Raw genomic sequence first — 14,819 nt, 5'->3', positions numbered from 1 at the left:
GTCCACGGAGTCCCTGCCAGTACCCCTCAAAGCGATGACTCCCTCGCCGCCGCTGAGTCCGCTTCCATGGTGAATGTCCCCGCAAGGGGCGCCACCCGATCACCGGATCCCGGCCGCAGCGCGCCGAATCGCGCATCGCCGGCCCCGGGCTCGCGGCCCCTGCCTCCCCACCTCACACGTCTCACAAAGGCCTGTCCCCATGTCTTCTCTTCGAGAAAAGCCCGCCAAGCTGCCGTTCGTCGTGCCGCTGCTGGCCCTGGGCACGTTCCTGATGTCCACCACCGAGTTCATCATCGCGGGCGTCCTGCCCGAGATGGCCGGCGACCTCGGCGTCAGCGTCTCCCAGACCGGCCTGCTCATCACGGCCTTCGCGATCGGCATGATCGTCGGCGCGCCTGTCATCTCGCTCGCCACGCTCCGCCTGCCCAAGCGCCTCACCCTGGTCCTCGCGCTGGCCGCCTTCGTGGCCGGACACGTGATCGCAGCCGTCAGCTCCGACTTCACCGTCGTCCTCGCCGCCCGCGTCCTCACCGCGATCGCCACCGGCGCCTTCCTGTCCGTCGCCGCCATCGTGGCCACCACCGCGGCCGGTCCCGCCGCCGCCTCCCGCGCCATGGGCGTGATGATGAGCGGCATGGGCCTGGCCATCGTGGCCGGTGTCCCGCTGGGTTCCTACGTCGGCCAGTCGATCGGCTGGCGCGGCACCTTCTGGGCCCTCGCCGTCCTCGCGGCGCTGGCCGCCGTCGCCATCGGCAAGCTCGTACCCGCCGAGGAGCCCCACCGCGATGCGGCACCCTCCCTGCGCTCCCAGCTCGGCGTGGTGCGCCACGGCCGGATGTGGCTGGTGCTCGCCGCCACCGCGCTCGTCTCCGGCGGCTTCCTCGCCGCGTACAGCTACATTTCCACCCTGCTCACCGAACGCACCGGCATCTCGGAGGGCGCCGTGCCGCTGGTCCTGGTCGGCTTCGGCATCGGCGCACTGGTGGGCACCAACGTTGTCGGACGTCTCGGTGACCGCAGGCCCCTGACCGCGTTCTTCGGCATCGCGGGCGGTTCCGCACTGGTCCTGCTCCTGCTGATCCCGCTGTCCACCAGCACCGTCCCCACCATCGTCCTGGTCGTCCTGCTCGGCCTGACCGGCATGGGCATCACCTCCATCGCCACCCCGCTGGCCGTCCGGTTCGGCCACACCGCACCCGGCCTGGCCGCCGCGCTGACCGTGTCCGGGTTCAATGTCGGCATCGCCATCGGCTCCTGGATCGCGGGCAGCGCGCTGGAGTCCTCCCTGGGCGCCACAGGCCCGGAGGTCGTCGGCCTGGTCATGGCCGCCCTCGCCCTGATCCCGCTGACCGTCCTCGCCGCGATGCGCGCCACCCGCACCGGCCACACGCCGCGGGAAACCCCGTCCGTGCCGGAGACGACGGCCCCGCAGGACCCCGAGGCGGCTGCTCAGGAGCAGTCCGAAGCCCGTCCCATGACCACGGTCTGACCCCGCCCTGGCGCCTGCACACAGCCGCCACCCCATCCGGCCGGTACCCGGGCCCTGCAAAGGGCCGGGGTACCGGCCGCCCTCTGCTACCGCGCCCCTCGCGTCCTCGCGCACCACCGCCCCCTCGGCGGGGTCACCCGATCGGCCCCGCGCAGGGCTGTGGCCTGCACAAGTGCAGCAGGGGGTCCCTGCCGTTACCCCCAACAACGGAGACTCCCACGTTGTCCCCGCCGGGAGTTCCATGGTGAGTGAGCCCACTTGTGGGGCGGGAGAACCAGCCGGTGTGCCACGGCCGAACCGGCCCGAGCCGTTCGAGGCAGCGGAACGACCCGGCCCCGAGCGGGATCACCAAGTCCCGGAACGATTAGAGGAGACCTCACCATGAAGAAGCGCAACCTCGGCAGCAGCGGCCTGGAAGTGTCGTCCATGGGCCTCGGCTGCATGGGCATGACCTTCGGCTACGGCCCCGCCACGGACACCGGTGAGGCGATCAAGCTGATCCGGGCGGCCGCCGAGCGCGGTGTGACGCTCTTCGACACCGCCGAGGCCTATGGAGAGGCCAACGAGAAGATCGTCGGCGAGGCCCTGGAGCCCGTGCGCGACCAGGTCGCCATCGCCACCAAGTTCGGCTTCAAGAACGGTGACGCCTCCGCCGGCCTCGACAGCCGCCCGGAACGGATCCGCCAGGTCGCCGAGGAGTCCCTGCGCAGGCTGCGCACCGACCACATCGACCTCTTCTACCAGCACCGCGTCGACCCGGACGTGCCGATCGAGGACGTCGCGGGCACGGTGAAGGAACTCATCGACGAAGGCAAGGTCAAGTACTTCGGCCTGTCCGAGGCGGGCGTCGACATCATCCGCCGGGCGCACGCGGTCCAGCCGGTCTCCGCCCTGCAGAGCGAGTACTCGCTGTGGTGGCGCGAGCCCGAGGAGGTCATCCTGCCGACCCTGGAAGAGCTGGGCATCGGTTTCGTGCCGTTCAGCCCGCTCGGCAAGGGGTTCCTGACCGGCGCGATCAGTCAGGACACGAAGTTCGCGGACAACGACGTCCGCAACGTGCTGCCGCGCTTCGAGGACGAGGCACGCCAGGCGAACCTCGCTCTCATCGCGCTCCTCGGTGAGATCGCGGACGCCAAGGAGGCCACCCGCGCCCAGATCGCCATCGCGTGGCTGCTGGCGCAGAAGCCGTGGATCGCACCGATCCCCGGCACCACCAAGCTGCACCGCCTCGAAGAGAACATCGGCGCCGACGCGGTCGAGCTGACCGCCGACGACCTGAAGCGCATCGAGGCCGCCCTGGCCCAGATCCAGGTCAAGGGCGAGCGGTACACCGCAGCGCAGCAGAAGACCATCAACCGGTAAGGCATCCGCCGCCGCTGAGTCGGCCGGCATCGAAAGCCAAGACATCACCCACCCCTTCCTGACGAGGCGTCACGCCGGCGCCTCGTCAGGAAGCAGGCCCCACCACGGAGAAGAAGTCATGACAACGCAAGCCCTCGAAGGACGGATCGCCCTGGTCACCGGTGGTACCACCGGTCTCGGTTTCGGCGCCGCCCAGCGGCTGATCGACGAGGGCGCCTTCGTCTACATCACCGGCCGCCGCAAGGACGTACTCGACGCCGCCGTCGACAAGCTCGGCCCGTCAGCCCGGGGCCTCCAGGCCGACGTCACCAGCAAGAGCGACATGCAGCGCGTCGCCGACACCGTCAAGGCCGAACACGGCCTGCTCGACATCCTCTTCGCGAACGCGGGCGGCGGCCACGCCACACCCCTCGCGGAACTGACCGAGGAGCAGATCGACAGCGAACTCGGCATCAACATCAAGGGCGTCATCCTCACCGTGCAGAGCCTGCTGGGCGTACTGCGCGACGGCGCGTCCATCACGCTCAACGCCTCGATCACCGCCGACATGGGACTGCCCGGCTTCGCCGTCTACGCCTCCACGAAGGCAGCCGTCCGTTCCCTCGCCCGCAGCTGGACGACCGACCTCAAGGACCGGCGCATCCGCGTCAACACCATCAGCCCCGGAGTCGTGCCGACCGAGGGCTACAGCCACGAACAGAAGATGAGCGACGCCGACATCGCCGCCTACGCCGAGCGCGTCGCCCACGAGATCCCGGCCGGACGCGTGGGCACCCCCCAGGACATCGGCGACGCCCTCGTCTTCCTCTCCTCCGACGCCAGCCGCTACATCACCGGCATCGACCTCGTCGTGGACGGCGGCATGACCCGGGTCTACGCCGGCCGGAACTGATCAAGGAGCACCCACCATGAACACCGCCACCACCCCGGATGCGCGCCACATCATCTGCACGGTGCGCGCCCAGCCCGCTCACCGCGACAAGGTGCAGGAGCTCCTGCTGGAACTCGTCGGACCCGCGCGAGCAGAGCCCGGATGCCTCTACTACGACATCAACCAGCAGACCGACGAACCCGACACCTTCTACATCATCGACGGCTGGGCCTCCGACGAGGCGATCGCGGAACACACCGCGCACCCCAACGTCGCCCGCGTCGTCGACCAGCTGGTCCCGCTGCTCGCCGTTCCCCTGCACGTCACCACGAGCACCCGCATCAGCGCCGCGTAACGCACGACGCGCCCTCGCCTTCGTCGCGGCAGCACCAGAAAGGCACCACCCCATGACCGGCACGAACCCGACCCTCACCCTGAACAACGGCGTCCAGATGCCCGCCCTGGGCCTCGGCGTCTACCAGTCCACCCCGGAAGAAACCACCGACGCCGTCCTGGCCGCGCTGAACGGCGGCTACCGTCTGATCGACACCGCCGCCGCCTACTTCAACGAGCAGCAGGTCGGAGAGGCGATCGCCCGCTCCGGCGTGGACCGCTCCGAGATCTTCGTGACGACCAAGCTGTGGATCAGCGACTACGGCTACGACTCGGCCCTGCGGGCCTTCGACGTCAGCATGCGCAAGCTGGGCATCGAACAGCTCGACCTGTGGCTGCTGCACCAGCCGCTGCCGTCCGACTTCGAGAAGACGATCGCCGCCTACAAGGCGGCGGAGAAGCTCCTCGCCGACGGACGCGTCCGCGCGATCGGCGTGTCCAACCAGACGCCGCAGGAGCTCGACGAACTCATCTCCCGCACCGACGTCGTACCGGCCGTCAATCAGATCCAAGTGCACCCGTACTACTCGCAGGGCGAGTGGCGCGCAGCGAACGACCGCCACGGCATCCTGACCCAGTCGTGGTCGCCGCTGGGCGGCTCCTACATCTACGGAGACGCCGAGACGAACCCGCTCGAGGACCCGGTCATCACCGCCCTGGCCGACAAGTACAACAAGACACCCGCCCAGGTCGTCCTGCGCTGGCACCTCGACCACGGCTTCTGCGCGATCCCCAAGTCCGTCAAGGCCCACCGCATCGCCGAGAACTTCGACGTCTTCGACTTCGCCCTCACCCCCGACGAGGTCGCCGCGATCGACGCCCTCGACACCGGCGTGCGCGGCGGACCCGACCCGGACTCGCTCAACCTGGACAACTACGGCTTCCCGATCCCCGACTAGCAGGAGCAGCCTCCACCGGATACCGCCGTCACCACCCTCCCCGGGCACGCTTCACCACGACGCGCCCAGTCCGGCGCTGGGGCGCCAACGTTCGAGCGGTTCTCTGGCCTGGTGTACGTCCTCGCCCTCGCCCAGATCACGCAGCTCATGGCCAACGAGTACGGCGGCACGGGCGTGCTGCACGGGCTGCTACTCGCAGGGGTGTGGTTCGACTGGTTCTCTTATACGGGCGCACGGACACCATACGCCGGGCCTCTGTAGCAGCAACTTTGCAGGTGAGGACAGATTCTCGCGCTCAGCGTCAGTCGCAGGTGTCGCAGGGTTCTATCAGCTCTGGCTGGCAGTCTCGATGCTGACCACTTGCTGACTTCTCTGACGGGGCATCAGCCCGGTGGCTAGCACTTCAGGAGTGCACATCTGCACCGCTGTAGAACTCGCGCACATGCTCGAGCATTTGCCACCCACCGCCCGACGCGTGCACTCCGCCACGACCGAGGCCGAGGACTGGGGCGTCGCCAAAATGGCCCGCATTCTCTCGGGAAGCCCGGAGCGGGCCACCGACGAGATCCGTGCCAAGGTCGACGATCGCCACCTGGCTGGCGAGGGCCGCATCGTCATCGACCCGAAATCCTTACACGTCGGCCACAGCGCCGACTCCGTCCTCCACGACCGGCAGGAGCCCGGTCGTGGAGGACGGAGTCGGCGCTGTGCGGTGTAGGAGCGATCAGCACATAGCCCCTGACAATAGGGCGCCCATCGCGCAACTCTCCGAGTAGCGAAGCTCGCTGAAGCGAGAGGTGACGCGATGACCTCGTCCCAGCGCGACCTACTACGCCTCATGGGGTCACTGCGTACGTCAGAACTGGCGCGGGCCGAGGGGACGTTCGGTTGTTCGCTGCCGGCCGAGTTACGACCTCTGAGGGCGGCCATCCAGGCCTCGCGGTCGCACTATTTATTGGCGTTTCGAAGCCAGTTGTCACTGGCCGAGTTCGATTCGATGCTGGCCGTTGCCCCGTAAAGCAAGAGGTGATTCACTGCCTTTCCTATGTCATTGGGGGGACCATAGGTGCGACAAGACGTACGTGCCGCACGTGTGCAGGTGCTCATCGGGGGGATGTCAGGGGGTACCGATGGCTCTGGCACCTGCTGATGGTGGGCGGCGTAGCCGACGGGGCTTCGCCTACCAGGATGTGGTGACGCTCCTGGACTGCCTGGACATGCTGGGCGGTCAGTGGACCTCAGTCTCTTGGGAAGCGCTGGAAGACATCCTCTGTCACCGCGACAGCGCACCGAACTACCGCCAAGTCAAAACGATCGAAGAAGCTGGCATTCGACACAGCGTCGCCAGCGTATGCAAGCCGGAGTCAGCCCAGAAGACGGCAGAGACGAGCTACCTGGGCAAATTGTTCCTGGGTAAGCCTCTTCCGGATGGCACCCGCTTCACGCTCATCGTCAACGAGATGCCACAACGTGACCTGCACGAATTCGCCGTAGAACGGAACCGCCCTCGGCGGCCGGTGAGCGAAACCATACGCAATCAGGTCATCGCAAAGCTCAACGGGCTGCAGCTTCCGGACGACCGCGACATCGCCTGGTGCGTGGACCGTCTTGATGTTCTCGTCGCCGGCCGGACGATCGAAGATGTTGAACGCGAGGCCCTGCACCGTCTGGCCCCGTACGTCGGTGAGCTCCTGGGAACCGGTGCAATGTACGAGGAGGTGGAGGAGGTGATGACCTGGCTCATGCGGGGCATCGAGCGCAGCGCCCGGGCCCTGCGGCCACAGGATTTCTCCCTCGATGCTTTCCGAACAGCTCTGGAAACCAGCGTCCGCAAGGTCACCGGACGGCGTCGGGACGGCTCAACGGAGCCCTTGATGACGCTGCAGGAAAAACTGCTGCCGGCGGGAGTTTCCGGGGCGGAGGCCGAAGGACTACACGACGCCATGCTCGCGTTCCGCCGCAGACGCCGGTCCAGCATCGGCTCCAGACGGCAGCAACTGGACGACCTGGCCGACGACGTACACGCCCTGTGTACCGTCACGATGGTCGAGCGGCGCAGCGGCCTCATCGCTCCTGGTGCCGAGGCGTACCAGGAGACGGTGCTCAAGGTGGCCAACCTGCCCCAGGTGGCCGATCGGACGCACAGTGTCACCGATGCTTTGGCCACCCTCAGCGACATCACCGCGCGTTGCCTGAACAGGTACGCCGATGCCTCATAAGATCGGCGGCCGCGTCGTCCCGCCCCTGCACCGTCCCTGGGATCCGGACGATTCCCCCGACTTCCACGCCGCGCGCCTGTTACTACTCATCCACCTGTGCGGAGAACCGACAGGCTCCTACATCGCAGGCCGGACCAAGTTCGCCAAGCTCGACTTCTTCCTGCGCTACCCCGGCTTCTTGGAGCGTGCTCACGCCGCCCTGCCGCAAACCGTGCCGCTGGACGAGGCCTTCTTGGCCCTTGACGCCAGCGAAGTTGAAGCGCCCATGGTCCGCTACCGCTATGGCCCCTGGGATCACCGTTACCGACAGTTCCTGGCCTTCCTGGTCTCACGCGAGTTGATCACTGTCACCACTAGTCACAAGCCCGAGCGCATCAAGCTCCGGGCCGCAGGCCGCAAGGCCGCAGAACGGCTCGCGCGTACTCCTCAGTTCCAGCCGCTGGTCAGGCGCTGCGCAGCCATGCAAGGCAACCTCGCTGCTATGACCGGCACCCAGCTCAAGGACCTGATCTACGAACTGTTCCCGGACGAGGTCGGCAGCGCGCCCTTCCGCCAGGAGATTCAGCCATGACAGAACCCGTCCTCGCATACCCCGACCGCGGTATCCGGGTCGAATCCGTCCGGCTGGTGCAGTACACCGGCGAGATCGACGAGTACACCTTCCGTTCCGGCATGCTCAACATCATCACCGGGGTCCGCAACAGCTCCAAGACCACCACGCTCAAGGCAATCGACTACTGCCTCGGTGACCGCGACAGCCCCCGCGACGCCCTGACCATCGCTGTAGCTGAGAAGTACGTCGAAATCAGCACCAGTCTGACGCTCAACGGCACGCCGCACACACTGACCAGGTCCCTTCAGCACGGCCGTCTGAACAAGGTCTACGTTGACGGAGACAGTCTGAACGTCGATGTCTTCTCAGGCTGGATCCTGCGGGAGCTGGGCTGGCCCGACTTGCAGATTCCCAAGGGGATCATCGCCGAGTCGGCCAACCAACTTACCCCCTTGTCCTTCCGTAACACGCTGCGGCACATCTACCGCAACGAGGACTCCTGGACCAACTTCGCAGATAAGGAGGCTGAGTTCATCCGGCGCGCTGTCGTGAGCCAGCTGCTCGGCTTCGCCCGGGCCAGGTACTCCAACAAGGACTTTCATGTCGCCCAGGCCAAGAAGCGCCTAGCCGAGGCCCAGGCCGTCGAACGGGAAGTGCAGGAGAGCACCCTGCAGGCCGTCAGCGCCATCTCCGACCGTCTGGGCATCCCCGTGGCTCGCTCGTTCGAGCAGGTAGCAGCCGCCCGCGACGCCGTCCGCTCCGAGCTCGACACCACCTACGAGCAGCGTCGACGGCTCACCGCCGACATCAACGCCATGGTCCATGGCGATCAGGAGAGCGCTGACGCCGGCTTTGATCCCACTCTCACCGCTGACTACGAGGACATCTCACGACGCCTCCAGCGATCCCTCGATGAGGTCGCCGGCCTCGATCAACTGCATGACGAGCATAAGCAGTCGGCTCAGACGGTTACCGCCGAGATCGGACGCATGCAGCGTCTCATCGCCTCCGTTGATCTCTTCGATGCTCTGCCCGTCCGGCTCTGCCCCGCCTGCGAGCAGAGTGTCGACCCACGTCGCCCGCACGACGACGACTCCTGCTACCTCTGCAGCCAGCCCGTCGACGACGATCTGCGTCTGCGCCGCGCCCAGGTGGAGGTCCGTTCTCTGGAATCGGAACTGGCCGACCTGCACGATGTCATCACCCGCACGGCCGGCGATCTGCAGACCGCTCAGGAGCGCCGGACCCAGCTGGAGCAGCAGCAGGGCGAACTGGCCAAGCGCATCAACAGCGCACGCGCGGCTCAACTTGCCCCCTTCGTGACCGCTTTGGAGGACCTTGCCGGCGCTATCGCGCAGCTGGAACAGAAGATGACGGCCTTTCCGGCTATCGAGGAGATCCTGCAGCGCCGCGTCGAGGCTGGCCAGTCTGTCGCGTCGGCTCAGCAGTCATTGGACAACATTACTGCTGCGCAACCTGCGCACCAGGGCGTCGGTCCTTCGCCCGGCGATCGGTGCGCCCTTTTCGCAGACCGCATGAACTCCTTCCTGGGGCGGTACCGCGGACACGGCTGGGTCAACGGGAGCGTCACCATCAGCGACAGTGACCTCACCTTCTACGTCGGAACCCGGCCCTGGAACCAGATCCTCGGTGCGGAACTACGCGTACTGTTCTTCCTCGCCTACAGCTACGCCTGCCTCTTCCTGGCAAATGACTTGGACGAAGAGTCTGCCTTCCCCGGTCTCCTGATGCTCGACAACCCGTTCCAGCAGGGCATCGACGCCAACGTCATCAAGTCCGGCCTGCAGGATCTTGGGCAGGCCGCCCAAGCTACGGGTGCTCAGGTCATTACGACACAGGCGCTCTCCGAAACCATCACGGGTGAGCACGTCCGGCATATACAGATGCCGCAGGTGTACGAAGCGAACTGAGCCACCGCCAGAACGTACCGGCGGGTAGGGTCGAACCAATTGTGCGGCGACTGCACCCAGCCCCGTACGGCTGGGCGGGCGGATTCTGCGCCACACAGGCCGAAGTGCGGCCGTGGCCGGAAGTCGAGTACACCGCGATGCAGCCGAGGAGGGTCGAGCGGATCCCGCCGTGCGACACAACAGAACGAACACTCTCCGCCAGCAGCTCCCCCAGCGGAAGGGGTCTCCTTGTTCGGCCACGCCGACGCGGGAACCGGCAGCCTGCCGCCCCTGTTCTGCCCCGTCGAGGAACTCAAGATGCGAGGTAACCCGCATCTGCCACCGCGAGTGGTGCGCGTCGACGACGATGCTCAACTAGCGGCCGACGTCATCCGCCCTGGGAGCAACGCACTCCCGAACCGACGCGGTCGCTGCCTCCGTCGGAGGAATAGGAACCTTCTCGACTCGATTGATCACTACAAAGGTCCGGCACGGCAAGGCCACGAAATGAGCGATCTGAAGGTCTTCAAGGTCAGAGGGCGGGGCGTCACCGAAGTCCCCGGGGAGACCGTCAGCGTAGAGGTCGAGCTGCAGCGGCTTGTCGAGGCCAACATGGAGACGATGCTTGGCATCCGGTTCCTGGCCAGCGAGTACCGCACCGGGCGCCACGGCGGTCGGATCGATTCGTTGGGCCTCGATGAGAACGGCAGGCCGGTCATCGTGGAGTACAAGCGAACCCGGGACGAGGCAGTCGTTGTCCAAGCCCTCTCTTATCTGTGCTGGCTCCAGGACCACCACTACGAGTTCGAGAACCTGGTTCGGGACAAGCTCGGCAACGAGGCCGCCAATACGGTCGACTGGAGCGCCCCGAGCATCGTGTGCGTCGCCGGCGCTTTCACGTACCACGAGACTGTGGCTGTCGAGATGATCCCACACCGGATCGACCTCGTGACGTACCGGGTCTTCGGCGACGCAGTGGCGCTGCAGCTCGTCACGGCGGCCGGAGGCACCCGCCTCCTAACGCGCAGCAAGTCCGCGTCGCCGGTACGAGCGGCTTCAACGGCACCGAAGTCAGTCCAGCAGTTTCTCGACGAGTCGCCCACAGAGTTGCGTGAGCTGTACGCCGATCTCGATGAGCTCCTGCTGTCGCATAGCGACGTGCAGATGGTGCCGCAAATGCATTACTTCGCGTACCGGCGGTTCAAGAACATCGCCACGGTGCGCGTCCAGCCTCGGAGCGGAGCCCTCGTGGTGAGTCTCCGGCTCGATCCCAGCACCGTGGCTCTGTGTGACGGCTTCACCAGGGATCTGAAGGGGCGCGGCAATCTCGGGCTGCAAGGCAAGCACGTCGTCGAGGTGCGCATCACCTCTCGGGAGGACCTCGACCGAGCCACTGACCTGATCCACTGCAGCGTCGAGGGTGCATAACTCGGCGACAAGGACGGGCTGTTGCTCCAGCCGCTCGATGGAGCAACAGCCCGTCTCGTATTTCGCCTCTGCGGGGCTCGTCTCGTTCTCACTTCTCGGGTCCAGCGAGTTCGAAGGCGTCCTGAGTGAGGACGCCTCGCAGTCGTTGCTCGGCGATGTCGGCATAGTGATCGGACAGTTCGACGCCGATGAACCGTCGGCCTTCAAGCAAGGCGGCAACTCCGGTGGATCCGGAGCCGGTAAACGGGTCAAGAACGGTGCCTCCGGGCGGGCAGATCTTCACCAGTTCCTGCATCACCTCGACTGGCTTCTGGGTGATGTGGACGCGGTCCTTGCGGGGCTGGCTCGCGGTGTAGAGGCCGGGCAGGTAGACGGGGTTGCGGTTGGCGTCGACCGGGCCCTTGGTGCCCCAGATGATGTATTCGCAGGACTGCTTGAGGCGTCCCTTCTGCGGGCGGGACACGGGCTTGTGCCACGCGGCGATGCCGCGCCATGTCCAGCCTGCAGCCTGCAACACGTCGGTGGTGGTGGGAAGTTGCCGCCAGTCGGTGAAGACGAGGGCGGAGCCGGATTCGGCGGTGGCCCGGTAGGACTCGGTGAGCAGGAGGGTGAGCCAGAAGCCGTACGAGCGCTGGTCGCGGTTCTCGCCGGGGAAGTTGGCGAGGTCGTGTTCGGCGTCGCCGGAGGTGTACTTGGCGCGGGCGCTTCGGCCGGTGCGTTCCCCGCTGGTGCGTCCGCCGCTGTTGTAGGGCGGGTCGGTGATGACGGCGTCCACGCTGTTGTCGGGGATGTCTGCCAGGGCGGTGAGGGCGTCGCCTCGGTGGAGGGTGTATGGCATTGCGCGGTTCTCTTTCGCTGGGCTGTGCGCAGCCGACTATTCGTCGAGTGCTGCGTGGGCTGATTTATCTCGCACCAGGAAGTACGAATGCGGGTGCCCAGTGGGGAATGAGCGGAAGGTTAACCGTCCGTTCCGGCCGGCCCTAACTGCCTCCTGACAGCAGCCGCGCGGCCCGGCTAATGCGGCTGAGGGTCGTTTGGTGTGGCCGGGTTGCGTTCATACAGTCTCGCCATGTTCGACGGAAAGGGCTGCGTTGCTCCCCGGTTGAACTGTGCTGATGTGTGCTGCCCACTGAGTGGGCACCGCTGCAGCACCTCAGTATGTGTCTGTGAATCGGTCGGGAGTTGGCTTCCATGTGGCGTCTGAGATTACGAGTGCGGCTGGCTGTCGCTTTCCATGAATAGCAGTGGGGGCGGCCGGGATGTGTCCGACCCCGGCCGCCCTCATTCGCCCTTCCGAATCTCTTGATTGCGCATTTTTGACCGGCCCGGTCCGGGTGGCCTTTTCGACGAGAACGCCCGCGCTGCGCCGCCTACTTGTAAGGAGCTGCTCATGCGGAATGCCCTGGCGCAGGGGCCTTCCACGTTCTCCGCTTCAGCCCGCTGCCCGACGGCGGGGCACTGGGTATGAAGGTGGCCCCGGCCGTCATCGGCACCGTGGCACTCGCACCGTTCCTCCTGATCGCCCCGCTGGGGATCGCACTGTCCGGCGCTGACTCGGCCCAGGCGGGTTCTTGTGCACCCGGTGACACGCAGGCGGTGGACTCTGCGGCCGTGGCCAAGCAGGTGGCTTCAACCCTCAACGGACACGGCGAAAGCTCAGTCTCGGTCTCGGGGCTCGACGCCCCTGCGCAGCAGATCCCGAATGCCAAGGACATCGTGGCCGCGGGCCGTGTGATGAAGGTTCCGCCTCGTGGCCAGGTGGTCGCCCTGGCAACTTCCCTCCAAGAGTCGGGACTTCGCAATCTCGACTACGGCGACCGGGATTCGCTCGGCCTGTTCCAGCAGCGCCCCAGCAAGGGCTGGGGGACGACGGCGCAGGTCCGTGATCCGGTGCACGCGTCGACGAAGTTCTACGAGGCGCTTCGCAGGGTTCCCGGGTGGCAGTCCATGACTGTCGCACAGGCTGCGCAGGCGGTGCAGAAGAGCGGTTTCCCTGATGCGTACGCCAAGTGGGAGCCTCTCGCGTCAGCCTTGCAGAAGGGCATCGCCTCGTCTCTGCCGGCGCAGTCGGACTCCGGTTCCGGAGGGAACTCCGACGCGGATGCTGCGAGCGACGCCGCGGACACCACGTTCGCCGAATGTGGCAACGAGGAAGACGGCACCGGCTTCGGCACCATCCCAGCCGGTGCCCTCCCCAAGGGCTACAAGATCCCGGCCGGCTCCCCGAAGCCGGTACAAACAGCGATCCGTTGGGGTCTTGGCCAGCTCGGTACCCCGTATCAGTGGGGCGGCGAGTGCAGCGATCCGCGCGGCCAGGATCCGATGGGCCGCTGCGACTGCTCGTCCTTGATGCAGGCGTCGTACAAGGCGGGTGGCATCTCCCTCTCCCGGACCACGTACACGCAGGTCAAGGAGGGCAGGGCGGTCAGTGTCGGTGCCCTGAAGCCGGGTGACCTCCTCTTCACCGAGGGCACGGCCGAAGTCCCAGAGCATGTCGGGATGTTCATCGGGCACGGTCTGATCCTGCAGGCCCCGCACACCGGCGACGTGGTCAAGATCTCGCCCCTCGCCGACTGGCGGGCGGACGTGCTGGCCGCTCGCCGGATGGTCTGACCGGTCCCCCGCCTCTTCCTCTTCTCTCTACTTTCCGGGCCGTTGCGCGCCCAAAATCCAACCTGGAGTCCCAGTGAAGCTCATGCAGCACGCCCAGATCCTGGCGTACAACCCCGGCGTCACGCCGAGCGAGGGCGGTCTTCCCGGTCTCGACGTCCTGAAGAAGGTCATCGGCAGCATCAACCTGTTCGGCATCATCGCCGTGGTCGGCGCCCTGGCGATCTCCGCGATCGTGTGGGCCTGGGGCCACCACAGCGGTGGCCATCAGGCCGAGGCCACCGGCAAGAAGGGCACGGTGGTGGCCGCCGGGTGCGCGCTGCTGCTGGGTGCCGCGAATGGCATCGTGGCGTTCTTCTCGGCGATGGGGACGCAGGTTCACTGATGCCGAAGAAGCTTCGTCCGTTCTCCGGTGAGCGCCTTCGTCGCGGCCCGTCGTCGGTGGCTCGCCGCGCGGCCATCGGTGGTGTCGTGCTCGCGGTGCTGCTGGCCGTCGCCGGCGTGACCGCCTACCTGACGCGCGCGGAATCACCATCGACGTCGAGGCCGACGCCGCGGCCGACGTCCTCACCCGCACCGGACACCTCCCCGTCCACCACGCCGAAGGACGGATCGGCGGTGGCCGGGCCGCCGAAAACGCGCGATCCGGTCACCTTCGCCAAGGCCGCCACCAAGGCCCTGTGGACCTACGACACCCGCTCCTCCTCGCAGACCGAGCAACTCGCCGGGCTGAAGCGGTGGATGACCGATGAGTCGAAGGTCGCCGACTGGAAGTCGGTCACCGAGCAGGTGCCCAGTCCGGTGCTGTGGTCGCGGATGCACGACAACCATCAGCACGCCAGCGCCACGGTCAGCGAGGGGAATTTCCCGCAGGCGTTCAAGACCGCCCTGTCCAAGGACCCCGGTGCGATCACCGAGACGTACGTCTACGCCGTCACGGTCTCCGGCAAGCAGTCCATCACCTGGAAGGGCTCCGGCGCCGGCGCCGAGTCCCGCTCCACGACCCTCGCCGTTCAGTGCCGCCCACACCACAACTGTGCGCTGGTCGGAGTGCTGCCGAACGTCTCGCCGTGATCACGGCCCTC

Annotated in this window: 15 protein-coding genes; 14 read left to right on the top strand and 1 reads right to left on the bottom strand. The window is 66.7% G+C overall.

The window, feature by feature from the left end; translation table 11 throughout:
* The first annotated feature begins 199 nt into the window (after positions 1 to 199).
* The 11 genes from ACNYS0_RS35850 (at position 200) to ACNYS0_RS35800 (ending at position 11,124) form a co-directional block, all read left to right on the top strand.
* A complete protein-coding gene (locus ACNYS0_RS35850; RefSeq protein WP_422479808.1) occupies positions 200 to 1,489 on the top strand; it encodes an MFS transporter in 1,290 nt (429 codons plus the stop codon).
* A 381-nt stretch (positions 1,490 to 1,870) separates the two neighbouring features.
* Positions 1,871 to 2,851, top strand: coding sequence for an aldo/keto reductase (locus tag ACNYS0_RS35845; protein ID WP_422479806.1), 981 nt, complete (start codon positions 1,871 to 1,873; stop codon positions 2,849 to 2,851).
* Between the two features lie 118 nt (positions 2,852 to 2,969).
* A complete protein-coding gene (locus ACNYS0_RS35840) occupies positions 2,970 to 3,743 on the top strand; it encodes an SDR family oxidoreductase (protein WP_422479804.1) in 774 nt (257 codons plus the stop codon).
* A 16-nt stretch (positions 3,744 to 3,759) separates the two neighbouring features.
* A complete protein-coding gene (locus ACNYS0_RS35835) occupies positions 3,760 to 4,077 on the top strand; it encodes a putative quinol monooxygenase (RefSeq protein ID WP_422479802.1) in 318 nt (105 codons plus the stop codon).
* A 52-nt stretch (positions 4,078 to 4,129) separates the two neighbouring features.
* On the top strand, positions 4,130 to 5,014 hold the full coding sequence (locus tag ACNYS0_RS35830) for an aldo/keto reductase (protein WP_422479800.1): 885 nt from the start codon (positions 4,130 to 4,132) through the stop codon (positions 5,012 to 5,014).
* Positions 5,015 to 5,125: 111 nt separating this feature from the next.
* Complete coding sequence (locus ACNYS0_RS35825) at positions 5,126 to 5,275, top strand: hypothetical protein (protein ID WP_422479798.1); 150 nt, start codon at positions 5,126 to 5,128, stop codon at positions 5,273 to 5,275.
* Positions 5,276 to 5,456: 181 nt separating this feature from the next.
* Positions 5,457 to 5,732: a hypothetical protein gene (locus ACNYS0_RS35820; protein ID WP_422479796.1), complete on the top strand. Its 276-nt coding sequence runs from the start codon at positions 5,457 to 5,459 to the stop codon at positions 5,730 to 5,732.
* A 412-nt stretch (positions 5,733 to 6,144) separates the two neighbouring features.
* On the top strand, positions 6,145 to 7,233 hold the full coding sequence (locus tag ACNYS0_RS35815; protein WP_422479794.1) for a dsDNA nuclease domain-containing protein: 1,089 nt from the start codon (positions 6,145 to 6,147) through the stop codon (positions 7,231 to 7,233).
* Positions 7,223 to 7,804 carry a hypothetical protein gene (locus ACNYS0_RS35810; RefSeq protein WP_422479792.1) on the top strand — a complete coding sequence of 194 codons (582 nt, stop codon included), beginning with the start codon at positions 7,223 to 7,225 and terminating at the stop codon, positions 7,802 to 7,804. The genes ACNYS0_RS35815 and ACNYS0_RS35810 overlap by 11 nt, the downstream gene beginning before the upstream one ends.
* Positions 7,801 to 9,717, top strand: coding sequence for a hypothetical protein (locus tag ACNYS0_RS35805; protein WP_422479790.1), 1,917 nt, complete (start codon positions 7,801 to 7,803; stop codon positions 9,715 to 9,717). Before ACNYS0_RS35810 ends, ACNYS0_RS35805 begins: the two co-directional genes overlap by 4 nt.
* Before the next feature lie 228 nt (positions 9,718 to 9,945).
* Complete coding sequence (locus ACNYS0_RS35800) at positions 9,946 to 11,124, top strand: DUF5655 domain-containing protein (protein WP_422479788.1); 1,179 nt, start codon at positions 9,946 to 9,948, stop codon at positions 11,122 to 11,124.
* An 88-nt stretch (positions 11,125 to 11,212) separates the two neighbouring features.
* On the opposite strand, the gene ACNYS0_RS35795 is transcribed toward ACNYS0_RS35800, so the two are convergent.
* Positions 11,213 to 11,962, bottom strand: a complete 750-nt coding sequence (locus tag ACNYS0_RS35795; RefSeq protein ID WP_422479786.1) for a DNA-methyltransferase — start codon at positions 11,960 to 11,962, stop codon at positions 11,213 to 11,215.
* A gap of 626 nt (positions 11,963 to 12,588) precedes the next feature.
* Here ACNYS0_RS35795 and ACNYS0_RS35790 point away from each other — a divergent pair.
* From ACNYS0_RS35790 to ACNYS0_RS35780, 3 genes are all read left to right on the top strand, one after another.
* Positions 12,589 to 13,737, top strand: a complete 1,149-nt coding sequence (locus ACNYS0_RS35790) for a C40 family peptidase (RefSeq protein WP_422479784.1) — start codon at positions 12,589 to 12,591, stop codon at positions 13,735 to 13,737.
* A gap of 82 nt (positions 13,738 to 13,819) precedes the next feature.
* On the top strand, positions 13,820 to 14,119 hold the full coding sequence (locus tag ACNYS0_RS35785; protein WP_267072966.1) for a DUF6112 family protein: 300 nt from the start codon (positions 13,820 to 13,822) through the stop codon (positions 14,117 to 14,119).
* A complete protein-coding gene (locus tag ACNYS0_RS35780; protein ID WP_422479782.1) occupies positions 14,119 to 14,808 on the top strand; it encodes a hypothetical protein in 690 nt (229 codons plus the stop codon). Before ACNYS0_RS35785 ends, ACNYS0_RS35780 begins: the two co-directional genes overlap by 1 nt.
* Positions 14,809 to 14,819 lie beyond the last annotated feature (11 nt).

Source organism: Streptomyces anthophorae (assembly GCF_049310305.1).
Classification (GTDB): domain Bacteria; phylum Actinomycetota; class Actinomycetes; order Streptomycetales; family Streptomycetaceae; genus Streptomyces.
The sequence above is the reverse complement of the archived record's forward strand: the minus strand, read 5'-3'. Positions and strand labels throughout refer to the sequence as shown.